The sequence below is a fragment of the Vibrio sp. NH-7 genome (assembly GCF_053643215.1).
This window is the reverse complement of sequence record NZ_CM132187.1, coordinates 714,797-740,216: the sequence shown is the minus strand read 5'-3', so window position 1 is coordinate 740,216 and position 25,420 is coordinate 714,797. Positions and strand designations below refer to the sequence as shown.

Annotated in this window: 18 protein-coding genes; 3 read left to right on the top strand and 15 right to left on the bottom strand. The window is 47.7% G+C overall.

Features of this window, described 5'->3' with window-relative positions; all coding sequences use genetic code 11:
* Positions 1–137: 137 nt before the first annotated feature.
* Positions 138–1,544, top strand: a complete 1,407-nt coding sequence (locus tag ACUALS_RS03580; RefSeq protein ID WP_454448869.1) for a DASS family sodium-coupled anion symporter — start codon at positions 138–140, stop codon at positions 1,542–1,544.
* A 38-nt stretch (positions 1,545–1,582) separates the two neighbouring features.
* On the opposite strand, the gene ACUALS_RS03575 is transcribed toward ACUALS_RS03580, so the two are convergent.
* The 12 genes from ACUALS_RS03575 to ACUALS_RS03520 all read right to left on the bottom strand — a co-directional run bounded on the left by ACUALS_RS03575 (position 1,583) and on the right by ACUALS_RS03520 (position 13,970).
* A complete protein-coding gene (locus ACUALS_RS03575; protein ID WP_454448868.1) occupies positions 1,583–2,458 on the bottom strand; it encodes an alanyl-tRNA editing protein in 876 nt (291 codons plus the stop codon).
* A gap of 87 nt (positions 2,459–2,545) precedes the next feature.
* Positions 2,546–4,030, bottom strand: a complete 1,485-nt coding sequence (gene der, locus ACUALS_RS03570) for a ribosome biogenesis GTPase Der (protein ID WP_005471526.1) — start codon at positions 4,028–4,030, stop codon at positions 2,546–2,548.
* A gap of 168 nt (positions 4,031–4,198) precedes the next feature.
* Positions 4,199–5,362 (bottom strand): outer membrane protein assembly factor BamB, encoded by a 1,164-nt coding sequence (bamB, locus tag ACUALS_RS03565; RefSeq protein WP_038139948.1) that lies wholly within the window; start codon positions 5,360–5,362, stop codon positions 4,199–4,201.
* A 10-nt stretch (positions 5,363–5,372) separates the two neighbouring features.
* Entirely contained in the window at positions 5,373–5,987 is a 615-nt protein-coding gene (locus ACUALS_RS03560) for a YfgM family protein (RefSeq protein ID WP_005471593.1), read from the bottom strand.
* A 57-nt stretch (positions 5,988–6,044) separates the two neighbouring features.
* Positions 6,045–7,313, bottom strand: coding sequence for a histidine--tRNA ligase (gene hisS / locus ACUALS_RS03555; protein ID WP_005471530.1), 1,269 nt, complete (start codon positions 7,311–7,313; stop codon positions 6,045–6,047).
* A 46-nt stretch (positions 7,314–7,359) separates the two neighbouring features.
* Positions 7,360–8,478 (bottom strand): flavodoxin-dependent (E)-4-hydroxy-3-methylbut-2-enyl-diphosphate synthase, encoded by a 1,119-nt coding sequence (gene ispG, locus ACUALS_RS03550; protein ID WP_005471599.1) that lies wholly within the window; start codon positions 8,476–8,478, stop codon positions 7,360–7,362.
* Between the two features lie 8 nt (positions 8,479–8,486).
* Positions 8,487–9,431 (bottom strand): cytoskeleton protein RodZ, encoded by a 945-nt coding sequence (gene rodZ, locus ACUALS_RS03545; RefSeq protein ID WP_454448867.1) that lies wholly within the window; start codon positions 9,429–9,431, stop codon positions 8,487–8,489.
* Positions 9,432–9,754: 323 nt separating this feature from the next.
* The gene (locus ACUALS_RS03540; protein WP_005471486.1) at positions 9,755–10,879 is read right to left on the bottom strand and encodes a bifunctional tRNA (adenosine(37)-C2)-methyltransferase TrmG/ribosomal RNA large subunit methyltransferase RlmN; all 1,125 of its coding nucleotides are present in this window, start codon (positions 10,877–10,879) and stop codon (positions 9,755–9,757) included.
* Between the two features lie 171 nt (positions 10,880–11,050).
* Entirely contained in the window at positions 11,051–11,479 is a 429-nt protein-coding gene (gene csdE, locus ACUALS_RS03535; protein WP_454448866.1) for a cysteine desulfurase sulfur acceptor subunit CsdE, read from the bottom strand.
* Positions 11,480–11,497: 18 nt separating this feature from the next.
* Positions 11,498–12,307, bottom strand: coding sequence for a tRNA cyclic N6-threonylcarbamoyladenosine(37) synthase TcdA (gene tcdA / locus ACUALS_RS03530; protein WP_005471489.1), 810 nt, complete (start codon positions 12,305–12,307; stop codon positions 11,498–11,500).
* A gap of 85 nt (positions 12,308–12,392) precedes the next feature.
* Complete coding sequence (mltA, locus tag ACUALS_RS03525; protein ID WP_269979115.1) at positions 12,393–13,496, bottom strand: murein transglycosylase A; 1,104 nt, start codon at positions 13,494–13,496, stop codon at positions 12,393–12,395.
* A gap of 69 nt (positions 13,497–13,565) precedes the next feature.
* A complete protein-coding gene (locus ACUALS_RS03520) occupies positions 13,566–13,970 on the bottom strand; it encodes a DUF2850 domain-containing protein (RefSeq protein ID WP_454448865.1) in 405 nt (134 codons plus the stop codon).
* 236 nt (positions 13,971–14,206) lie between these two features.
* On the opposite strand from ACUALS_RS03520, the gene argA reads away from it, so the two are divergent.
* Together argA and ACUALS_RS03510 are read left to right on the top strand one after the other, a co-directional pair.
* Positions 14,207–15,544 carry an amino-acid N-acetyltransferase gene (argA, locus tag ACUALS_RS03515; protein WP_005471480.1) on the top strand — a complete coding sequence of 446 codons (1,338 nt, stop codon included), beginning with the start codon at positions 14,207–14,209 and terminating at the stop codon, positions 15,542–15,544.
* A 204-nt stretch (positions 15,545–15,748) separates the two neighbouring features.
* Complete coding sequence (locus tag ACUALS_RS03510; protein ID WP_038139940.1) at positions 15,749–15,928, top strand: hypothetical protein; 180 nt, start codon at positions 15,749–15,751, stop codon at positions 15,926–15,928.
* 11 nt (positions 15,929–15,939) lie between these two features.
* Here the strand turns inward: ACUALS_RS03510 and recD are convergent, their stop codons facing one another.
* From recD to recC, 3 genes are all read right to left on the bottom strand, one after another.
* Positions 15,940–18,060: an exodeoxyribonuclease V subunit alpha gene (gene recD, locus ACUALS_RS03505; protein ID WP_454448864.1), complete on the bottom strand. Its 2,121-nt coding sequence runs from the start codon at positions 18,058–18,060 to the stop codon at positions 15,940–15,942.
* Positions 18,060–21,680, bottom strand: coding sequence for an exodeoxyribonuclease V subunit beta (gene recB / locus ACUALS_RS03500; RefSeq protein ID WP_454448863.1), 3,621 nt, complete (start codon positions 21,678–21,680; stop codon positions 18,060–18,062). The genes recD and recB overlap by 1 nt, the downstream gene beginning before the upstream one ends.
* Before the next feature lie 264 nt (positions 21,681–21,944).
* On the bottom strand, positions 21,945–25,391 hold the full coding sequence (gene recC / locus ACUALS_RS03495) for an exodeoxyribonuclease V subunit gamma (protein WP_454448862.1): 3,447 nt from the start codon (positions 25,389–25,391) through the stop codon (positions 21,945–21,947).
* Positions 25,392–25,420: the final 29 nt, after the last annotated feature.

Below are 25,420 nucleotides of genomic sequence, written 5' to 3'. Positions count from 1 at the left end.
CACCCTTTTTTCAAACAGAGTTAGGACTCGATTTGATAGCTTAAAAGCCAAAACCTCGAGCGGTCAGCTTTTTGATTTACAACAGGTTTCCATCTTCTACCACTGAGTAAGTTAGCAAAAAAACTAAGGAGTTTATTATGCTGACTTCAAGCAATATACGGCTACTCATGCTGGTCATTATCGGCGCTATTTTATGGTTTAGCCCAGTCCCTGAGGGGCTTACGCTTCAGGCTTGGCACATGATGACCATCTTCGTGGTCACGGTTCTGAGTTTGATCATCGCTCCACTGCCACTTGGAGCGATGGCTTTGATGGGATTGACCGCCGCGACACTGTTGGATGTGCTCCCGATACGCACCGCATTAACCGGGTTTGCTCATCCAACGATTTGGATGATCGCCGCGGCATTCTTCATTTCGCGTGGCTTCATCAGCACAGGGTTTGGGCGACGCGTCGGCTATTGGTTTATCGCTAAACTGGGCAACAGTTCACTCGGATTGGCTTACGGACTGGTGTTGACCGATTTGCTGTTTGCACCTGCAACACCGAGTACCACCGCTCGCTGTGGCGGGATCATTTCTCCCCTATTTCGCTCAGTCGCCAGCGCTTATGACTCGGATCCTGAAAAAGGCACGGAAAACAAAATCGGCGCATTTCTTGTTCAATGTATTTTTCAGTGTAATGCGATTACCTGTGCCATGTTCTTAACGTCTATGGCAGGTAACCCTCTGGCTGCTAACTTTGCTAAAGAGCAAGGTGTCGAAATCACTTGGGCAGGTTGGGCAATTGCCGCCATCGTACCTGGGCTTGTGTGTCTGTTTTTAATCCCGTTAGTGATGTACTACGTCTTTCCACCTGAACTGAAGAAAACCCCGGAAATGCGCCTGATTGCTCGCCAAAAACTGCAAGAAATGGGCGCAATGACACGCGATGAATGGATGGTGTGCATCACCTTTATCGGCATGGTGAGTCTTTGGGTTTTAGGTCCGACACTTGGTATTCACTCAACGGTAACGGCACTACTCGGTTTGGTCTTCTTGTTGATCACTCGAACCATAACTTGGGATGCAGTTCTTCAAGAGAAAGAAGCGTGGCATACCATCACTTGGTTTGCGGTCTTGGTGATGATGGCCGCTCAGCTCAACAAGTTCGGCTTTATCGCTTGGTTTGGTGACATCGTGGGTAATTCTTTGTCAGGATTTGAATGGGGGATGACCTTAGTCGTGCTGCTGCTGGTCTACTACTACAGCCACTATTTGATGGCCAGTGCCATGGCGCACATCAGTGCCATGTACTCGGCGTTCCTAGCCATTGCGATAGCAGCGGGCGCACCGCCAATGCTGGCTGCCATTGTGTTGGGTATTTTTAGTAACCTTTATATGTCAACCACCCATTACTCCTCTGGCCCTGCACCGATTCTGTTTGGCGCAGGTTTCTTGAGCCTAAAGAACTGGTGGAAGATAGGATTCGTTTTCTCGCTCATCGTTATTCCTGTGTTCTTATTTATCGGCGGGGCTTGGTGGAAGCTTCTAGGAATGTGGTAATCACGCAAAGCCCGCTGATGAAACAGCGGGCTTTTCCTTTACAACGCCGCTTTCGCTATCACGCGTGTATCCATTTCGATGTTCTGTTCATCTAATTGAGTCAGGGTTACTGAGATTTGCTCATAAACGCCTAACGATGTTGCGTGAGTTCCGCCACAAGGGATCTCTGCCAACTGAGCTTCGTTAAGATCGCAGCGCCAATAGCGAGAATCGGTGAGGGCATCCCCATCGCAGAAAACCTCAATACTCGATGGCAAGGTCAGCCACAACCGAATTTGCTCATTAACTCGACTCTCGATTGACTTCAAATCTGCCACGACATCCGCACTATTGAGGCCGCGCTTACGCAGTGTCTTTCCTAAGCGGTAAGTGTCGAGGCAGCGATCTTCGCTCACAAAACTGGTTTCTTGTGCGTAACTGTTGAAGTCGTAGTAACCATGAGGATCTTTTCGGTCTGCATCCTTTCGCCAATACTGGCCTTCAACCAAGACTTTGTTGAGTGCTAAATAGGCAATATGACCCGCACTGTGACCTCGGCTCAACGCATCTTGATAATGCTTATCAACGTTAAGCTTAACGTTTTCACCAACAGATAACTCCAACACGCCTTTATTTAAACAGTGGACGACCACAAACGCCCAACCTGCTTCATTGCGCTTCACAGGGATGGCTTGACCGACATAAAGCTCATTAGTCGCAAGCTCTACCGCCCCGACTTGACAATCAACGACTGAACAACCGTTAAGTTGACCGCGATCGGCAGGATGGTCTGGCCAAATATGACTTACTGGGTGAAATGGCGTTTTATCAGTCACCACGTAGAGCAGTTCCCCCTCTTGCTTGAGCAGTTGAACCTTAGCGTCAAGCTGCCAGAGGTTGTGGCAAAATTGGGTTATGGTTGGAGTAACTTGCATGTCTTAACCTATAAATACAAAAAAGCGCCACTGGAGAACAACGGCGCTTTTACAATATATAAAATCTCTAGAAATTATCCGCTAGAGTTACTTCTTACGATTCTTCATCACACTCATTAGGCGCTTGCGTTTGCGCTCTTGAGAGAGTGTCATCTTATTCGACTTGCCTTCAAACGGGTTATCGCTGTTTTGGAAGATGATACGAATTGGCGTGCCCATGATCTCTAATGATTTACGGAAGTAGTTCATTAGATAACGTTTGTACGAATCAGGCAGATCGTTTACTTGGTTACCGTGAATAACAACGATAGGCGGGTTGTAACCACCAGCGTGTGCATATTTCAGCTTAACACGACGACCACGAACCATTGGCGGTTGGTGATCTTCTGTTGCCATCTTCATGATGCGAGTTAGAACAGATGTACCAACACGTGTCGTCGCCGACTTGTACGCTTCTTGTACCGATTCAAATAGGTGACCAACGCCTGTCCCGTGCAATGCTGAGATGAAGTGAATACGCGCGAAATCAACGAAACCTAAACGACGGTCGAGTTCCTTTTTCACGTGCTCTTTCACATCCATATCCAGACCATCCCACTTGTTGACCGCAATAACAATTGAACGGCCCGCGTTTAGGGCAAAGCCAAGTAGGCTTAAATCTTGGTCTGAGATGTTTTCACGAGCATCGATAACAAGAAGCACAACGTTAGCATCTTCAACGGCTTTTAGCGTTTTAACAACCGAGAACTTCTCTACCGTTTCATTGATACGGGTACGACGACGAACACCTGCAGTATCGATCAATACGTACTCACGGCCATCACGTTCCATCGGAATATAGATAGAATCACGCGTTGTGCCCGGCATGTCGTAGACAACCACTCGCTCTTCACCAAGAATGCGGTTAGTAAGTGTCGATTTACCTACGTTTGGACGACCGATGATTGCTAACTTGATAGGTTGATCCTGCAGACGAGTAAACTCTTCTTCAGCTTCTTCTTCGCTGTAATCTAGCTTCTCTTCTTCATCTTCAAACTCAGTCAAATCTTCGAGTTCGCCTTTGCTCTCATCCAGTAGCTTCTCGGCAAACGGATTCAAGGCTAGCTCGATCAATGCAGTCACGCCACGGCCATGCGCTGCGGCAATTTGATACATGTTCTCTACACCAAGTTGCCAGAACTCTGCACTTGCTGCGTCAGCATCGATTCCATCAACCTTGTTCACCACAAGCATGGATGGCTTTTCAAGTTTACGCAGGTGCTTGGCGATCGCTTCATCTGCTGCCGTTAAGCCAGCGCGACCGTCCACCATAAATAGCACAACGTCAGCTTCATCAATTGCTGCCAGCGACTGCTGCGCCATTTTGGTTTCTACACCTTCTTCCGTACCATCGATACCGCCGGTATCGATAACGATAAATTCGTGTTCACCAAGCTTGGCTTGGCCATATTTACGGTCACGAGTTAAGCCAGGGAAGTCCGCAACCAAAGCGTCACGAGTGCGAGTCAGTCGGTTAAACAACGTTGATTTACCAACGTTTGGACGCCCTACTAGAGCAACAACAGGTACCATAACAACCTCTACAATATACTTTTCTTTATGTAGTTATAGGTAACAATTCGCCTAAAATCATACTTACAGCGATTTACCTATAACCACACATAACTTCTTGTTTTCAAAACAAACAAACGGCTCCCAACTGTTACCAGCTAGGAGCCGAATGTGAATTATATCACACGATTACTCGTTGATCGTCAGTTTCTTTACATTGCCATCACGCGTGGTAAGCACATAACCACCAGGAATAACCACTGGCGGTACAGCAAAACCACTGCTGTCGACAAGCTGCTTAGAAACAAACTCGCCACTGTTGCGATCAATCCAGTACAAGTACCCTTCATTATCACCCACAACCACATAACCGTTAATCACAGTTGGAGCGGTTAATAGACGGTGCTCGAGACGCTCATTTTTCCACAGCTCAGTACCGCTTCGAGCATCAAATGCAGCCAGATGGTCTTTGTCTGTGACGACAAACAAACGGCTGCCGTCACTGGCAATATCGGTTGCTGATGAGTAATTACGCTTCCAAGCCGGTTTACCCGAGCGCAAATCAATCGCAGTCAGTTGGCCGTTATAGCCGATGATGTAAAGCGTGCTACCCAAAACAAGTGGCGTGGCATCGACATCGACTAGACGATCAATTTCAGTCGCACCTTGAGGAAGACCAATTGGTTGTTGCCAAATTAGCTGCCCACGCTCTGCAATCGCAGCAGCAAGACGACCATTTGCCGTGCCCCAGAATACCCCACCAGAAACGGTAACAGGAGCACTGTTGCCACGTAGAGTCAGGTTTGGAACTTCGGTACTAATGGCCCATTTTTGATTGCCATCTTTTTGGTCAAGCGCGAGTACCGTACCTTCATTGGTATGAACAATGACAAGGTTGCTGTCTGTGGCAGGCGCAGCGAGTACTTCACCATCTACCGCAACACGCCAATTGAGTTCACCGGTTTCTTCATTTAGGGCAATCACTTCACCGTTTTCGCTACCGATAAAAAGTTGGCTGTAACCAGCAGTGATACCACCCGCAAGACGCGGAGAAACACCCTCTGCTTTGATGGTTTGCTCCCACAGCGTTTTCCCTGTTTCTGGGTCTAGCGCTTTAACCTTACCGTCACGACTTGCGACAAACACTTTGCCATAAGCATATTCTGGTGAAAGCTTTGAGTAGTAAGTGTCAACACCATTTCCAATGGAGTTGCTCCATACACCGCTTGGTGTGAACTCACTGTCTACCTGAGGGACAGGCGCCATGACAATGGTATCTTCTTCACTTGCACAACCTGCAAGAACACCGGTCAATACGGCCACTGCAAGTGCTTTTTTCAGCATTTCCTTCATGCTTTCGCCCTTACTTGGCTAGGTCATCCAACTTCATTTGTAGCGTCTGGCTCGCATCACCTGACTGCTGTGCTTCGGTGTAAGCTGCATAAGCCGCTTGCTCGTCACCCTTGCGCAGTAAAATGTCGCCTTTTTGCTCTGCCACACGACCAGCCCAGCTTTCATCTGTAATAGCAGCAAGTTCACTTAATGCCGCATCAAAGTTACCTTGCTCTGCTTTCAGACGTGCTAGACGGTAATTGATCACAGACAGAACCGCTTCATCTTTGGTTGCCGTTTTTGCCCACTCGAGCTGCGCAAGCGCTTCGTCTAGATTGTTCGCTTCAACTTGTACTTTAGCCAGTTGCAACGCTGCTAGTACGGCATATTGAGTCTCTTTATTTGCGTCAATAAAGCTCTGTACTGCTGCTTCACCCGCTGCACCGTTCGCAGCCAACTCTTGAACCGCTTGAGTGTAGCTTTCAGATGCCGCTTCTTGAGCCGCCGTCACCGAATCTTGATAGTATCGCCAACCGAACAGGCCACCAAGGCCAAGAACCGCGCCGAAAATAACGGCTTTACCGTTCTCTTTCCACCAATCTTTGATTGCTTCTACTTGTTGTTCTTCAGAATCGTAGAGTTCCACTTCCTGTCCTCTTACATCAAAAGTGGCAGCCTTAACTGCCACTCAAAAATCAAAAAATTAAACCAGTTCAGCCAGTTTAGCGACAACATCTGCTTGGCTCAGGGTATCTTGCGTACCGCCAATCAGATCCTTAACCACGACGGTATTGTCGGCAACTTCGTTCTCACCAAGAACGAGGGCAACCGCAGCACCTACTTTATCAGCGCGCTTAAACTGCTTCTTAAAGTTACCACCACCAAAGTGGCTCATTACACGTAATCCTGGTACTTGCTCACGTAGCGTTTCAGCCAGCTTCATACCGGCTAGCATGGTGCCTTCGCCCGCTGTAACCATGTACACATCAACACTGCGACGAACGTCAGTCAGTTCAAGCGTTTCTAGCATAAGCACCAAACGCTCTAGACCCATTGCGAAGCCAACCGCTGGTGTTGCTTTACCGCCAAGTTGCTCAACCAGACCGTCGTAACGACCACCGCCACATACTGTGCCTTGAGCACCTAGGCTTTCTGTGATCCACTCAAATACCGTGCGGTTGTAGTAATCCAAACCACGAACTAAACGCTCGTTAACTGTGTATTCGATACCTGCAGCGTCCAGAAGTTCACAAAGACCAGCAAAATGTTCTTTTGACTCTTCACCTAGGTAATCCGATAGACGAGGAGCATCACCTAAAATCGCTTGTACGTCTGGGTTCTTGGTATCCAAAACACGCAGCGGGTTTGTGTGCATGCGACGTTTGCAGTCGTCATCAAGGATATCAATATGCTGCTCAAGGAACTCAATCAATGCGGTACGGTAGTTAGCACGATCTTCTAGAGAGCCTATCGAGTTCAGCTCTAAGCGAACATGCTTATCGATGCCCAGCTCACGCCATAGACGAGCTGTCATCATGATAAGTTCTGCGTCAACATCTGGCCCCTCTAGACCAAACACTTCCACGCCACATTGGTGGAACTGACGGTAACGACCTTTTTGCGGACGCTCATGACGGAACATTGGTCCCATGTACCATAGGCGTTGCTCATCGCGGTTTATAAGGCTGTTTTCAATGCACGAACGTACACAACCAGCAGTGCCTTCAGGACGCAGCGTTAGGCTGTCACCGTTACGGTCTTCAAACGTGTACATCTCTTTTTCAACCACGTCGGTCACTTCACCGATAGCGCGACTAAATAGATGTGTCATCTCAACGATTGGCATGCGCACTTCGTTATAACCGTAGGCGCTGATTACGTTTTTCACTGTGTTTTCTAACTTTTGCCACAGTGGTGATTGAGTTGGGAGGCAGTCATTCATGCCTCGAATTGCTTGGATTTTCTTTGCCACAGTTGTTTACCGTAAAGTTGTCACCGTAATTTACGTTACGTTGAGATTAATCTTGTACTTTGATGTCAATGCGATTCGATTCATCAAGCGTTGACGCTTTCGCTCGAATTTTTGCTTCCAGTTGATTGACGAGATCGTTGTTGTCAAAACGTTCTTTTTGACGTTTGCCATCTTCGTAGAAAGCACTCTTTTTATTGCTGCCCGCTAAACCAAGGTGAGAAACTTCTGCTTCACCAGGGCCATTCACGACACATCCGATAATCGAAACATCCATCGGAGTAATGATGTCTTCTAGACGCTCTTCAAGTGCGTTGACCGTGCCAATAACATCAAACTCTTGGCGTGAACAACTTGGACAAGCAATAAAGTTAATTCCGCGCGAGCGAATGCGCAGCGATTTAAGAATATCAAAACCGACTTTGATCTCTTCAACCGGGTTTGCCGCTAGCGAGATACGCAGCGTGTCACCAATGCCTTCCGCGAGTAGCATTCCTAAACCAACCGAGGATTTCACAGCGCCAGCACGAGCACCACCGGCTTCGGTAATACCTAAGTGAAGTGGCTGGTCGATCTTTTTGGCGAGTAAACGGTATGAGTCTACTGCTAGGAAAACATCCGATGCTTTGACACTCACTTTGAATTGGTCAAAGTTTAAACGGTCAAGAATATCAACGTGACGCATTGCGGACTCAACCAACGCTTCTGGTGTCGGCTCACCGTATTTCATCTGAATATCTTTCTCCAGAGAGCCACCATTCACGCCAATTCGGATTGGGATATTTTTGTCGCGAGCACAATCGACAACTGAACGAATTCGATCTTCGTTACCAATGTTGCCAGGGTTGATACGTAAACAGTCAACGCCGTATTCAGCAACTTTAAGCGCAATTCGGTAGTCAAAGTGGATGTCCGCGACTAACGGTACGTTCACTTGTTGTTTGATCTGCTTAAACGCTTCAGCGGCGTCCATGGTCGGTACGGAGACACGAACAATGTCCGCACCCACATTTTCCAGTGCACGGATTTGAGCAACAGTCGCTTCCACGTCTGTTGTTCGAGTGTTTGTCATAGACTGCACCGCGATAGGTGCGCCGTCACCAATAGGCACATCGCCCACATAGATACGAGTCGATGGGCGACGTTTGATAGGAGATTCGTATTGCATAGTAATTTCTAAGGTAAGGTGAATCTTGCTACTTTGCCTGAAGTATACCCAGAAAGGTCGACAGGTTCACTTGCTAATGTCATTGAAACGTTTTCAGGCGCGCCTAAAACCAGTTTGTAAGGTAATTCGCCGCTCAACTCCAACGTTTCGCCTGCTTTTTTAACCCCAGTCGAAACGGTTTTGCCCGATTTGTCTTTTACTTGAATCCAGCAATCACCTTCAAAAGTCATGACCAATAGGTTGGCCGCAACTTGAGGAACAGATTCTTCGACCGGCTCAGCTACTTCAGCGGTTTCCTCCACTGACGTTACTTGCTCTTGTTGAGCCGTCTCTTGCACGGTGTCCACGGTTTCTGAAGCTGGCACTTCCTCTGCTGGCTCCTGAAGAATTGGCTCTTCAACGACATTGAGTTCTGTTTCGTGATCGACCTCTGGAATGATTGAGGCAGGCAGCTCTGTCATTTGAGCGTTTTCAAGTTGCTGCTCGAGCTCAAGTTCTTGCTCGGTAACTTCCGTTAAATCCACAATGGAAGATTGTTGATTCTGCCACCACCAAACCGAGGAGATGCCCACGATAACAAGCAGGATCCCCCAAGTAATGATCATGATTCTGCTGTCGTGTTTTTCACGCTTGGTCTGACGCGAAAAACTCTGCATTGGTTGTTCTTCGGTCTCAACCTTGTTGTGCTGCGCATACGCTGCAAGCACTTCTGATTCATCAAGTCCAACGGCCTTGGCGTAAGAGCGAAGGTAACCCTTAGTGAAAGTGGCAACAAGGTCGGTAGTAAACTGGTTACTCTCGATACTTTCGATGATCGAGACACGCAAACGCAAGCGATCAGCGATTTGCTTTTGGCTCAGTCCTAGTTGTTCTCGTTTTTGTTTTAGCAGCGTCCCTGCTTCGACGGCAGACTGAGTCTGCTCTGGTGCTGTCATGTCTTTATCAGCTGTCATGGTCGTAATGGTTCTCTTGACTGAATGAGCGCGGTTTTCATCACTTTTGTTATTCGTTATGGGTAGTGACAGATTGAGCCGACTCAATAATTATTCGCTGGAGACTAACGCTCCGAATCAAACAACACTCCACAAAATTTCAAAGATGACTCTTTAGAGCGTTAACTATCAATTCTAATAGATATCAAGGATGAAACAACACAAGAGATGTGCATAATTTACAGTCAGCTCAAGGTTTTTCCGTAATTTGACACAATATCTGTGTCCCGATGTAACAAAAAAGCCAGAGCTAGGCTCTGGCTGTACAACTTTAGACTTAAGTATTACACCGCTTTTACTTCGATGGTGTCACCTTTCGCCGCTTTGATCATCGCAGTTCGTTTAGTACGGTCAATAACATCCCCGACTAATTGACCACACGCTGCATCGATATCATCACCACGTGTCTTACGAATCGTCACCGTGTGTTCGTATTGCATCAATGTCTTTTGGAAGCGATCGATACGTGAATTACTTGGCTTCTTGTACGGTGACCCTGGGTATGGGTTAAACGGAATCAAGTTAATCTTACAAGGCGTATCTTTCATTAGCTCAGCGAGTTCGCGGGCGTGATCCATATCATCGTTAACGTGATCAAGCAGTACGTATTCAACCGTCACTTTACCACGGTTCGCATTAGAAGAAGCGATGTAACGACGCACTGACGCAAGGAAATCTTGGATATCCCAACGATCGTTGATAGGCATGATCTCACTGCGAAGCTTGTCATTTGGCGCATGAAGAGAAATCGCCAGCGCGACGTCAATTTTGCCTGTCATTTGATCTAGACCAGAAACAACACCCGATGTTGATACGGTCACGCGACGCTTAGATAAACCAAAGCCTAAGTCATCGAGCATGATTTCCAGAGCTGGAATCAAGTTCTTCATGTTAAGCAGTGGCTCACCCATTCCCATCATTACGACGTTAGTAATAGGACGACGGCCCGTCTCTTTCTCTAGACCAATTTCACGTGCAGCACGCCAAACCTGACCAATGATTTCTGACACTTTTAGGTTACGGTTGAAACCCTGTTGCGCAGTTGAACAGAATTTACATTCAAGAGCACAGCCAACCTGAGATGACACACACAATGTCGCACGGTCATCTTCTGGAATGTAGACCGTTTCAACGTCTTGGTCGCCGACTTTCATCGCCCATTTGATAGTGCCATCCGAAGAATGCTGAGCTTCAGCAACCGTCGGCGCTTTGATTTCGCAGCGGTGTTGCAACTTCTCACGGAGCTTCTTGTTAATGTTGGTCATGTTGTCGAAGTTATCGACCCCGAAATGGTAGATCCACTTCATAACCTGATCTGCACGGAACGCCTTCTCGCCGAGTTCATCAGCAAAGAACTTACGCATACCTTGGCGATCAAAGTCGAGTAGATTGATTTTTTCAGTGGTCATGTGGCCTCTCAAGCGACGGAACATTAATTAAGGGCGCGAATTGTACAGCCTTTATGCAGGGACAACAAGGGTTGTAAAGCCACGTATTTTTTAAGACTTTAATATCAAAGCGATTAAATTTTGCACAGAAACAAACAACCCGCCAATTCGGCGGGTTGTGGTAATCAATCGTTACTGGGCGATCTGTTGAATTTGCTCCACAATCGCTTTCAAGCCATTACCTCTTGATGGGCTTAAGTGAGCGATCAAACCGAGCTTGTCAAAGTAGTCGTCTACATCAAATGCCTGAATCTCTCGAACACTCTTACCATCGTAGGCGGCTATCACCAACGCAATTAAGCCGCGAACAATTCGCGCGTCTGAATCAGCGCAGAAGTACCATTTACCGTCCACTTGTTGGCTAACAAGCCACACTTGGCTCTCACAGCCAGATACTGTCACTTGATCTGACTTCAACGCATCCGACATGATCGGCAGCTTTTTACCCCATTGAATCACCTGGCGGTAGCGGTCTTCCCAGCCTTTAAAACCTTGCATGGTTTGAACGATATCATCAGCGCTAATTTCTTGACCAAATGGCGACTTTGCAAAGGGGGACATTCTTTTCTCCAAACTCGATTACTTACTGTATTTCTGAATCAGTTTTTCTACGATGCGTGAAACCGCAACAAAACCAAATGTCGCCGTCACCACTGTCGCAGCACCAAAACCGCTGGCACAATCCATACGCTTCGGCCCTTCTGCTGTAGATTTCACACCGCACACACTGCCATCTGGCTGTGGATACTTAAGTTGTTCGGTCGAGAAGACACAGTCGATCCCAAACTTACGTGCAGGATTGGTTGGAAAGTTATGATGGCGACGCAAAGTATCTTTGATCTTTTTCGCTAACGGGTCTTGAATGGTCTTGGTTAAATCGGCCACTTTTATCTGTGTTGGGTCGATTTGTCCGCCAGCTCCACCAGTTGTAATCACTTTGATTTTATTACTGCGGCAATACGCCAATAGTGATGCTTTCGCTTTTACACTATCTATCGCATCAAGCACGTAGTCATATTCTTTACTCAAATACTCATGCTGGTTATCAGGCGTAATAAAGTCATCGATCAAATTCACTTTGCACTCAGGGTTGATAAGCTTTACACGTTCTGCCATGACTTCAATTTTACTTTGCCCTACCGTTCCAGACATCGCATGAATCTGGCGGTTAATATTGGTCACGCAGACGTCATCCATATCGATCAGGGTGAGCTCACCAACGCCTGTTCTAGCTAAAGCTTCGACCGCCCAAGAGCCCACTCCACCAATACCAATGACACAGACATGCGCTGCGCGCAGGATATCTACCTCACTGTGACCATAAAGGCGGCGAGTACCACCAAATCGTTGGTTGTAGTTGTCAGAAGCTGGAGTGTCGAGTTCGCGCATGGTGCTATCTTCCGCTAGGTTCGAGTACAAAAACAAAGAGTGCGATTTATACGCACTCTTTATTGAAAAGTCTAGATGAGAACGCCTATTGTAGCTTCTCTGGTGGCAATGCCCAAGGCGCTTGCGTGGCTGTGCCCTCTAGGCCTAATTTCCACACTCGACCAAAATGCTTATAGTGACCAGCTTCAGTGCCCGCTCTTGGCCCCATTCCATGGTAGAGGTCAAGGTGGTTCTGTTTCACCGCACCACCGGTATCAAGCACAATCAGTAAGCGTAATTGGTGAGCACCGCTCCAAGTGCCATCCGGTTTGAGTAACGGCACCTCGGCTAAAATAGGAGTGCCCATAGGAAAGATAGAACGATCGCCCGCCACCGACGCCATAGGCAACAGAGGGATCCCTGCGGAACCAGTCACTGGTGCATCAGCTCTAGGGCTAAAGAATACATAGGAAGGGTTTTGCTCTAACAACTCACGGACCGTCGCTTCATCATTGGCAAGTACCCACTCCTTGATGGCTTTCATCGACATTTTCTCGCGTGGGACTTCACCACGCTCAATCAGCACTCGACCAATACTAACGTAAGCCTTGTTGTTTTTACCGCCGTAGGCAAAGTATTCAAGTGTGTCGTCATCTTCAAAATGAACAAAGCCACTCCCCTGCACTTCCATTAAAAAGGGATCGATCATGTTGGCTGCATAACCTAGCTCAAGCCCTAACCCTTCCAATGCACCTGAATAGATTTCAGCGCGAGTTGGGCACTCGGCCTCACAGTTGGGTTTGCGATACACAGGGTATTTGTATGTTTCGTTCGGTTGGTGGCGGAGCTCCATAACCGGTGAAAAGTAGCCTGTAAAAAGCACATTACCTTGTTTGTCACCGCCACCTAATTGCGCGGTTTGAATACCAAATTGGCTTAGCTCGCTTGGCTCACCACTTTGTAACACCCACTCATTGAGCTTCTCGTAGAGCGGTTGATACAACGCAGCCATGGACGGGGAATTCACAACCACTTGCTCGGCTTGACGGTGGAACTCGGTAAAATCACGCGGCTTGTCGGACTCGACCACTGCCGTTTTATTCAAAATCGAATTGAATTCACCATCACGATATTGTTGAGCTCGCTCGGTTGGTTGTGCGCAGCCAAACAGTACGGTGGCTGCAACGATAGGAAGATATTTTTTTAACACAGGTTAGATTCCTCTCCAGCAATGGGCTCAGCATGACAAACTGAGCCAAATTGCGCAATCAAAGAGAGGTTAACGAATGTTATTTTTGAATTTTTCTGACAAACGAAACACGGGTTGATAATGCGCCTGAGAGACTAACTTCATCTCACTAAAGGATTCATTGAGCATTTTATAACGGCGAACGGAGTCTCCGACGCGATACTCAACGAACTGACCATCAAAGCTGAACGCTGTATCGACAATACCGCCGTTGATGGAAACGCCATTCGGTCCCAAGGTGAACTCTTCGGCAGAATAGAGCGCTACATCTTGCTCAATCCAAGTGCCAAATACGCTCGACTTAGGAAACGTGACCGAAAGATAGTGTTGATACAGAGGAATAGACAACGCGACCACTGCAGCGAATACCGCGATAAAAAGCAGTTGAATCGTACGCTCGACTATTTTCTTTTTATAAGAACTCGAATTGTCCACTTTGTTCTTGACCGTTGCGCTACTGATAAGCTCACCTTCTACTAGTGTACGACGAAATCAGGCCATAAGTTGGTTCAATACCAACATACCGGACATATTGGGTCATTCTATACCACTTAACGATAAACAGAACCACTCTCTGTAAATGGCTTTTTGACAATTGTTCCAAAATACCGCTTGCCCAAAAAGGAATAAAATTGCAGTATTATTAAATATAAATTCATTCAAGTCGTACCATGAAAATAAGAAACACAGCACTCGTAAAAGGATTCAGACAGTCCGTTCCTTATGTTAACGCACACCGCGGTAAAACCATGGTCATCATGCTGGGCGGTGAAGCGGTCGCAGATGGGAATTTTTCAAACATTATTAGCGATTTAGCTTTGTTACATAGCCTTGGGGTTAAGATCGTCTTAGTCCATGGTGCTCGCCCGCAGATCAATGCCATCTTACAGCAAAATAACCACAACTCACCCTATCACAAAGGCATTCGAGTGACCGATGAAACGTCACTCAACTATGTCATGCAAGCGTCTGGGCAACTTCAGCTAGCCATCACAGCGCAACTTTCGATGAGCTTAAGCAATACGCCTATGGCAGGTACTCAACTGAATGTGGTGAGTGGAAACTTTATTATCTCTCAGCCATTGGGCGTTGATGACGGCATTGATTACTGCCACAGTGGTCGTATTCGCCGCATCGATGTGGAAGGCATCAACAGAATGCTCGATCAAGGATCTATTGTCTTACTTGGCCCAATCGCAAGCTCGGTAACTGGTGAGTCATTTAATCTCCTCTCTGAAGAGGTTGCGACTCAAGTCGCGATCAAACTCAAAGCAGACAAACTTATCGGCTTTTGTTCTGAGCAAGGCATTATTGATGAAAACGGTGATGCGGTCGCGGAGCTCTTCCCTCGCGAAGCAGAGCAAATACTGCAAAAACTAGAACAAGATATCGACGCAAGCAGCGATAACTCTTCAGGTACATTGCGCTTTCTTCGAGCGGCCATCTCAGCATGTCATGCTGGTGTACCTCGTAGCCACTTAGTTAGCTATAAAGTCGACGGAGCCTTAGTACAAGAGCTGTTCTCATTGGACGGAATAGGCACCCAAGTGGTTCAAGCCAGTGCAGAACAAGTCAGACAAGCGGATATTGATGATATCGGGGGGATTTTAGATTTGATTCGCCCATTAGAAGAGCAAGGCATTTTGGTGCGCCGCTCTCGTGAACAGCTTGAGCAAGAGATCCACCAATTCACTATTATCGAGAAAGATGGTTTGATCATTGGCTGCGCAGCACTCTACCCGTACCCTGAAGAGAAAATGGCGGAAATGGCTTGTGTCGCAATCCACCCGGAATATCGCGATGGCAACCGTGGTTTGCTGCTGTTTAACCACATGCGTCTACAATCAAAAGCGCAAGGCATTAAGCAGATATTTGTGTTGACGACACACAGCCTACATTGGTTCAGAGAACAGGGTTTCCATGAGATGGATGTCAACTTTCTACCGTCACAGAAGCAAAACTTGTACAACTACCAACGAAAGTCCAAAGTGCTTGCGATCGAGCTCTAGGTTATGAAATTCTCATATTGGAGACATGATTTCATAAAATTGACATAAAAAACCTACTTTATTCCCTTTATTTCATATCTTCATTTGGTTAAAATTTCGGCTCCTTGTTCAAGGAGCCCATGGGACTCATCTCTACTTAACTTTTCAAGTTAGGTTGCACGGATTGCTTTAGGTTGATAACAACGTCACTAAGAGCACTATTCGATGAAAACTATTATTTGTAACTCAGTCCAGAGCTTTTGGGATATGGCGGACAATGAACTGCTAGAAGGCTTAGATGTACACTGTGTCTTTCCCGTTACGGAAGGTTTGAAAGCCTTTATCTTGAACTACCAAGAAAAGTATCAAATCCGCAGTATCTCTTTTTCAACCGCTCTTGCTTAAACGCTGCACACTCATTTCGCTAACCAGGGATGGTTAAGCACCTCACTCAGACGCTTTATTAGACCACTCGCCCGTTCAGTTTGAACTCGAATACCTCGCTTCATCACTCGCTCATCGATATACAAACTCAAACGCTTTTTAGCTCGGGTAATACCGGTATAAATAAGTTCTCGAGTCAGTATTGGCGTAAAGTCTGGCGGTAGAATCATTAGCGTATGCTCGAACTCACTCCCCTGAGATTTATGGATCGTCATGGCGTACGCCGTTTCATGCTCGGGCACTCGGCTCGGTAACACCGCTTTGACACTGCCATCAGGTAACTCAAAGAAGACTTTCAGCTTGCCCTCTTGTTCATCGCGAATACACAGCCCAATGTCACCATTGTACAAACCCAGAGCGTGATCGTTTCGCGTCACCATCACTGGCCTACCGTGATACCAAAGCTCATCTTGAACTTGAATTAGCTTGCGATTAAGTAACGCTCGCTCAATGCGCTGGTTTAATCCAGATACGCCAAAGTCACCTTCGCGAATCGCGCACAAAAGTCGACATCGGCTAAAGGCGTCGAGTGCCGCTTTCGCCATTTGCTTGGTGGTTTCAAGCTTACCGGTTTCAGGATCAGTCAATGTCTGCTCAATACGCTTTAAGTAAACGCGATACTCACTCACCAAGCTCTGAACCATCTGACTGTAGTGTTGGCTATCAATGGGGAATTTAGCGATGTCAGTAAACTCTTTTTGCCAAACCCAATCCACTTGCTGTGCCGAGCCCGCATTGATCGCTTTCGCTAGCTGACCGATCCCCGAACGAGCGTCAAATCGGTAGCTTTTTTGTAGCATGCATAAGCTATCGGCAATGGTCGCGGCGTTATGATGGCTATGTGCCAAGGTTTGATATCCCGTCAGTTGGCTGATCTGCTGAGCTTGAGCACTGCCATAGCCAAATTGATGGAATGAACAGATATCACCAAGCACCGCCCCTGCTTCCACTGAGGCCAGCTGATCCTTGTCCCCTAGCAATATCAGTCGCGCATGTTTGGGCAGAGCGTCGACCAATTTGTACATCATAGGCAAATCGACCATTGACGCTTCATCGACAACCAAAATATCGAGGTGTAACGGGTTGTTTTGGTTATGGCGAAATTCAGCGCTGTTTGGCAAAGCGCCCAACAAGCGATGAAGCGTGCTTGCATCGGTTGGAATCGCCTCTTTGAGCTTAGGGTCAACGGGTAACTGTGAGATGGCTTTACCTATTGACTCAGTCAATCGCGCTGCGGCTTTGCCCGTTGGCGCGACCAGTTTGATGGTCGGCACATCGCCAGATTGTTTAGCCTGTTCGATAAGCGCTGCCAGTAATTTGGTCACCGTCGTCGTTTTGCCCGTACCAGGTCCACCCGAAATAACTGCGAATTGACGCGTTAATGCCACCGCCGCCGCCACTTTTTGCCAGTTTACACAGGCAGCCTGTGGGACAAGTTCATCGAGCACTGATAATTGCTCGATTGTTCGCACCTCTGCGAGCTTTTGGTCTATGGCAGGCCAATCGATCTGTTCCTCTGCCACCACGTCCAAATGGTCACACACTAACTGCTGCCTTTGAACCGCAGTCAGAGAAGGAGAATTTTCAATGCTTTCAAATAAATATCGATAATTTCTGGCAAACAAATGATTAAGAAGTTCAGTCAATTTTTGCTGTTCAGAGGGCTTTAGGATCATGGGTGTCCCAAAGCTGTTTAACCGCTCGGCCAACGTCACTTCGTAATGCCAATAACGATGCAGATAAAGCCGTTCGCCATCAAAGACCAATGGCAGAGCTTGGGCACTTTTTGCTACCCATGGCGAGCTTTCTAGCAGTTTGATCCAGTCAACACCGACTAATAATAAGTTCAGCGCCATTGCACCGTCACCAAACAAGCCCAGTTTACTCGCCAAGTCGACAGCTTGACCTTCCCCATCAAACAGCGGCAAACAGACATGGCCTTTGCCCAATTCGCTACTGACCACACCGGATATAAACGCCAACGCTTCATCATTGGATTGAGCGTAAATAAATCGCGCAAACTGATAGTCCAATTGGCGTAATAAACCTTTGTGGGCTAGCTGTTCTAATGTTGAAATGAGTGGTAATGCCATCAGATTAACTCCCCCTGACCTGCACTGTTGTATTTGGTATCAATGGGTAAGCCGTCAATCAAGCGATCCATATCATCGAGAAACTCCAAGCTCGGTTTTGCTGAGAAAATACCATGGCTGCTCTCGCCGTCCATACCACGCAAAAATAGGTAGTAGACCCCACCAAAATGTTGCTGATAGTCGTAGTTGGGCAAGCGGCTGCGCAAGAAACGGTGCAGCGCCAATGCATAAATCTGGTACTGCAAGTCGTAGCGGTGATCGGCCATCGCGGCTTTCAGCGCCTCGCCATGATAGTAAGAAACATCGTCCCCCAAATGGTTCGATTTCCAGTCCAAGACGTAGTATTTACCCTTGTCTTCAAAGACCAAATCGATAAAGCCCTTTAGCATCCCTTGCACGTTTTGAAAACCAAGATCCCCCGCTTTCGCCGAGAGCGGATCGTGACGTTGAATAACGCGATTTAAGGCGGGAGCTGACAGTACTTCAATCGGCAGTAAAAACTCCATCTCAACCAGTCGTTGTGATGGCTTTTTCTGGTTCAAGATGATCGATTTGCCGTCTAACGGTGTGGCCAATACGGTATCAATCAGCGACTGCAAAATAGGTAACCAACTTGGGTCTAATTGCTCACTCTCCATTAACGTGATGATCGCGTGTTGATTCTCTTCACTGCAGGCTGGCTGAGTGAATTCAATCTCTTCAAATAAGCTATGCAAGAACGTCCCCGGCCTTGCGCCACGTGGGAAGGTAAAGATCGTCTGCTCAGGCTCTAAAAGCTCGTCTTCATCTTGCTCACCGGATGAGTCCACATCCAGACGCATCAAATCACTTAGCGCGTCATCACCATGGTGACTGTGTCCTTGCTTCACTAAGCCAGAATAACTGGTGATCCGCCAGTTTCGGTCGATGCTTTGCGCCAAGGTGCGAGCGTGAAGCGTCTCTGTCTCCGTTGCCACAACGTGCAACGGTGCCTCATGCTCATCAGGTAATCCCGTGCAAACCACCGGATCCAACGCTTCAACCTGAGCTTGAATCGCTCGCGCTAAATCATTGATTCCACCTTCTTGCCCGTCTTGAAGAAGATAGCCCATCGCACTGTGGTGAACGCCTGTTGGCTCCTTGGTTGAGCGGCCATTTCTCAGTGGTGCAGCGCCAATAAAACAACCATAGACCGCACGCGTCAATGCAACATAAATCAAACGGAGATCCTCCGCTAAACGCTCTTTATCCGCTTGCTTGAGGGATGCTTCATGCTTGGTGATATCGAGAATGGTTCTGTCTTGAGTCGCGTCGTAGTATTTGGCCTCGCTTGCTTCGCGGTAACTGAGCACAAAAGGCAAAAAGACTAAGTCATATTCCAAACCTTTCGACTTATGAATCGTCACAATCTGGACGAGGTTACGTTCAGATTCTAAGCGTTGGATTTGGTCTTCGCTGCCCCCGAGCCCATTTTGTGCATCGCTGATCGCTTGCGCCAACCAACGCAGTAACCCATGGTCACTGTCCAGTTCTGTACTGGCTTGCTGCAACAATTCGCCGATGTGCATTAAGTCGGTCAGGTTACGCTCACCGTTGTCTTCTTCGAGGAGTCGTTCTGCAATGTGACGTTTGCTCATCACACTACGCAGCATAGGTAGAACACCTCGCTGAACCCAAAGCTTACGATACTCTTTGAACTCATTGATGGCGCTTTCCCACTCATTTTCATCGTTGTTGAGCTTGTCTAGGGTTCCGGCATCTAAGGCAAACAGTTCAGACGCCAAACTCGCTCGCAGTGCCCGATCATTTTCCGGCGTCAGCACCGCTTGCAGCAAACGTTGTAAATCTGCCGCCACCACTGAGGTAAATACGCTGTCTCGGTTAGATAGGTAGACACTGGCGATCCCTTGTTTCGCCAATGCCTCTTTCACCATTCGTCCTTCGCTGCCAGTTCTCACCAGCACCGCAATGTCGCCGGCTTGAACTGCCTGCGCTCCTTTACCATCTTCAAAGTGGGCTTCACCAATTTGCGCCGCTGAAAGAATGGTTTGAATTTGGTCCGCCGTTGCTTTCGCCATTGCCGACAAATATTCCCCTTTTGGCAGCGGCTTTTCGTCGGCATCTTGCAGCCAATACGTCAGCGCGGGTTGCTTTTGGCCTGCCATAGTCCAAACCCTTTTTTCAGCGTTTGGACTGTGATTAACAGGAAGAAAGGGAATATCTTGGTCGTAGATAAATGGGCTTGTCGGCAAAGAGAAAATTTGGTTGACCGCCGCAACCATATCCGCGCTCGAACGCCAGTTAGTGCCCAAGGTGAAATGGGAAGAGACCTGATTTCTTGCTTTGATGTAAGTAAAAATATCAGCGCCGCGAAAACCGTAGATGGCTTGTTTCGGGTCTCCGATCATAAACAAGCCACACTGAAGATGGTCGAGGTAGATACGGCTAAAAATGCTGTATTGTAGTGGGTCGGTATCTTGAAACTCATCGATCATCGCCACTGGATACAAGGTGCGAATTCGCTCAGCAAGTAAGCCCATTTCATCACCGTCTATCGATGCCGATAGCTGGGTGAGTAAATCGTCAAATGATAGCCACTGCTTCTGCTGTTTCGCGCTGGTAAGCATCTCACGGCAATGTTCAATCGCGTGCGCCAAGATCGGCGCTTTTAAGCTGATTGGATTGGCAAGAAAATCGTCAATCGCGATAAAAGTATCGTGCTGCGGCGCACTGCCTTTCGGCGTTTTTTCTATCAATACGGTTTGGGCAAACTTTTCCAGCTTATCAGGAAAGTCATAACTGACCGTCTCAGTGCTAGCCCAGACATTGACGGTCTCTAGCCATGCCGGCAACGACTTTTTGCTGTAGCTACGTTTGTTGATGTCAGACTCACTGATCAACGCTAAATAGTCATCTTGTCCAGCACGCCACTGCGCTTTAAGCGCATCAATCGCCGCAAGGTTTTGTTGATGAAGATCCGCTAAGCTGCCCTGCATAGCCTTCACCGACAATGCCAACGGCGCTCCGGTTAGGTAACTGGACACTTCCGACAGCAATGCAGCTGGCGATCCCCAAATTCGGCGCACTTCACCTGCCAATTGAATCGGCAGAGGATAAAAATTACGTCGCCAGTAGTCGGCAACAATTTGCGCTTTTAGGTGGCTTTCATCGGTCACAAACTCGTTGTTAAATCGACTGCCAGATTCAAAGGCGTTTTGAGTCAACATTCTTTGGCAAAAACCGTGGATGGTGTAGACCGCCGCTTCGTCCATCTGCCGTTCTGCTTGCAGAAGAATGTTAGCCGCCTGCTTGTGATCGTCAATCTCGTCAAGCAAGGGCTGAATCACAGGGTCATGACTTTGGCCTCGGGCAAAGGCTAATCTAGCATCATGGATTCGCGCTCGAATTCGATCTCGTAGCTCTGCGGTTGCCGCCTCGGTAAACGTCACAACTAAGATTTGATCGACTGTTAACGGAGTTTGATGTTGAGTTTCTGAACTACCGTGCCCCAATAACAACCGCAAATAGAGACCTGCGATGGTAAAGGTTTTACCTGTACCCGCAGAAGCCTCTATCAGACGTGCGCCATGAAGAGGAAAAGTCATGGTATTTAGCGGAGTCACCATAGACGATGCAGTCATAGAATATTTGCCCTTTGAATGTAAAGCCGACAACCAACTGTGATCCCGGCTTAAAAATGCGACTTATTAATAAATATCCTTTAAAAGTGAGAGTTTTATGCGATCCCTCTCACAGCAGAATATTATTCTAACCGTTAGTATGCGCCCCACGTGTTGAGCAGCCATCTGTGCTGCAAGAGACCAACCGAATCATGGTCCCTCTGACCTGTGGCCGTACAGCGAACGCCCTACACTATAATGATTTACTGGCGGCCACCTACTTTCTTATTCCAACTCATCATTTGATTTCACCATGAGCCTTGGTGCTTGAATCACCCTTACTGATATGTCTCGAGCTTTGGTCGCCAACTCTTCGTTCCAAGCGGGCCAAATCCGGGAAATGTATGCATTGTTGCCTTCACCAGTCGCCATATAACTGTCGTTGAAGACGTCCGCCATTTTCTTGCGTGACTTTTCTTCATCGTCCACCCAATTCCCTCGACTAAATCCAGCCTCAATACAAGCCAATGCCGTTTTCGGGAAATAGCACAAAGGCTCGGTCATCCCTTGGTAGAACAGGCCAATGAGCTCGGCCAGCAGAGCTTTCGCTTGCTGTGCATCCTCCATTGCTGGGTAGACTAAGTGCACCACGCCTTCTTTGCGATCGTAACCAATCATATGCGTTCGTTTAGCGTGCCCCATTGCAGACATAGCAAGGTGATCAATCCATGCCGATAGGTAATCTTGCGAGCGGATTTGACCACTGCGAAAACGAATCAGCCCCGACTGATAAAACTGGGTAAGCCAACCAGTAAACAGCACAGGCTTGTTCTCTCCTAACGCATCAAACTCAAGCTTGACTTCAAGATCGTCAGCGGCAGATTGGCACAAGAAGCCAATCTTCTCGACCAACTCTTCGGTTTGGACGCGATTGGTTTCAAACTCGATATCGCCAAATGCGCCAACGGGCAGTTTGCCTTGCGCACGTTGGGTAGCAATAAATTGCTCAATCACGGTTTGGCTATCTTGTTGCGGCTCTAATAACGCAGCTAACAAACTGTCTCGAATTTGGTAGCTCTCTAGCCCTCCAAGCACAAATGGCTCATCATCTTCCATAACAGGTAATGGCGGCTCAAACATCACTTTTAGACGGCGGTTAAAGAAATATTGCACAGGCAATCGCCAGAAACGCTGCAACTCAACGAGATCCAACTCCAGTGGGTAAGTAGCATCCAAAAGATAATCTTCAAGCTGGCGATTAAACAGACCACTTTGCTGCCCTTGCCGATTGGCCGCGGGTAACCACTCTTTCGCATAGCTTGGCTGCGTGCCAATAAATGCGGTTGGGCTGAACGGCACCATCGGATGATGGGAGATTAAGGAAGCCAACAAACGATCACCCGATTCATCGCACGCCAGTGCCTGATCGCCTTCTAAGCAGTAATTTTGATGGCAATACTCCAACAACTCAGACACCAGCACCGAAGGGACGCGCTCGGTGTTGTCTTGAATCGAGCGTCCCACATAGCTGATGTATAACGTCTGCTGCGCAGAGAGCATCGCTTCTAAGAACAGATAGCGGTCATCATCTCGGCGAGATCGATCGCCGGGCTTTGCTCGCCCTGTCATCAAATCAAAACCTTCAGGTGGCATTGAACGCGGATACACTCCGTCATTCATGCCCAGCAAACAGACGGTTCTAAACGGTATTGAGCGCATCGGCATCAAGGTACAGAAGTTTACTTGACCCGCTAGGAAGCGCTGGCTCACTCTGGTCCCCGAAAGCTTGTTTTGCAAATACTGAGTGATAACCGAAGGGGTTAGATCTTGTTCAAACGCGGCGTCACTTAATTGTTCTTTTAACGCCGATAACGTATCGCGAATAGACTTTAATGCAACTTCACCTTCTAATTCTACCGAAAAGAAATCATCGAGAAGGTGCGTTAAGGTTTCCCGCCATGCGTCAATCGACTGAGTCAAACTGAGTTGGGCCCGGTATGCCTCGATACACTGAATAAAGTGCGCCAGTTTCCCTGCCAACTCAGCACCCATTCCTTGCACTTCGTTATAGGGTGCAAGCGCGCCATTCGCACCATTAAACAAGCCCGCCGATTCAGGCATTGCGTAGCCAAGCAGCATACGCTCGATACCAAACTGCCACGTATTTTGCTGAGTGTCTGGCAACTCAAATTCGCGCCCTGTGGCTCTATTTAGCCCCCAGCGAATCCCCGACTCCTCGACCCACTGCTTAGCCTGAATGAAGTCATCTTCCGTCAAACCAAAACGAGCCAAAATAGCGGGCGTTTCTAGCAGCTCCAATAGTTCTGAAGCAAGACAACGTGTGTTGGGTAAGTTCACCAGTTGCATGAAAGCGTTGAGAATGGGGCTCTCTTGATCAGCGGTTCGGTCAGAAATAGAGTAAGGAATAAAGCGCTCACCTGGCGCATTACCAAACACCGCCTGAATCGCAGGACTGTAAGCATTGATGTCTGCCACCATCACGATGATATCGCGTGGTTTTAGCGTTGGATCTGCATCAAACATCCCTAGCAACTGATCATGAAGCACTTCCACTTCGCGCATTGGGCTATGGCAAGCGTGCAAAGATACCGAGTTGTCCCCACCAATAACGACTTGCTTATGCTGGCTGGTTTCAAGCTGCTCATCGTCTTGATGCTCTTCTAGATTGAGAATGTCGGCTTGCAGTTGATGGAGCAGAGAATCTCGCTCGACATCAACAAAGGCTTCAATCTCGTTCGATTCAAGTTGCGATAGTAAGTACATGTTGTCGCGGCCAAGTTTGCCCATGGACGCCAACAAACTGTTGCCGACAACGTCAGTGTGTAGCTCATCATCTAGGTTATCGTCAATACCGCCTTTTAGCTGTGCGGACTCACCTTCCAGTTCTGAGTGGTTCTCTTTCCAAACCAGATGTTTACGATGTTTCGCCGCCAAACGCGCAAGGTATTTTCTGTCTCGCACTTCCCCCCAGTAATAACGGCACGGGTTGGTAAACATAAGGTGGACGTCAATGTGCTCACCAATCGCTTTCAAAGCATCCATATAACGGGGTGGAAGCGAAGTAATACCGAAGACAAACAGACGCTTAGGCAGATGTGAAAAGTCACCGTTATAGTTTTCCAAGGTGTCGATAAAATGCTCGTACAGATTGGCGCGATGGTAAGGTGATTGGTCTAACGCGATGGTATGGTCATACAGCGCTTGCCACAAAATGGGCTGCCATGGGTGCTCCTCTTCCAGTTCTAGAACAGGCTGACCTGCTTCCCAACTGGCGATCCACTCAGGTCTGTAAACCAAATAGCCATCAAAGATATCGGCAATTTTCTCGGACAGTTGATAGAGCTTGCTGCTGTCTTGATCCTTGTCCAAGTAGCGGCGCAGCGGTTCAAATTCCGCTTGCGTCAGCATGTCAGGCAAGATGCGCATTAACTTCCAAGTCATCGCTTCTTTATTAAAGGCACTGCGTTTGGGAACGTCAGGCAACACTTCAGTAAACATGTTCCAGATGAAGGTCGCTGGCAGCGGAAACTCAATGTTGGCAGCAACACCAAATTCTTTGGCAAGCTCCATCTTCAGCCACTGCGACATACCCGGGCTTTGCACCAGAATTTGCTCGGCTTCAAAAGGGTTTTCTAGTGGATTGAGTCTTACCAGCTCAACGAGGAGTGACTTTAAAACATCGACTTGATTGGAATGATAAACAGTAAACAAAATGTACTCACGCTGATCTTGCCCTAATT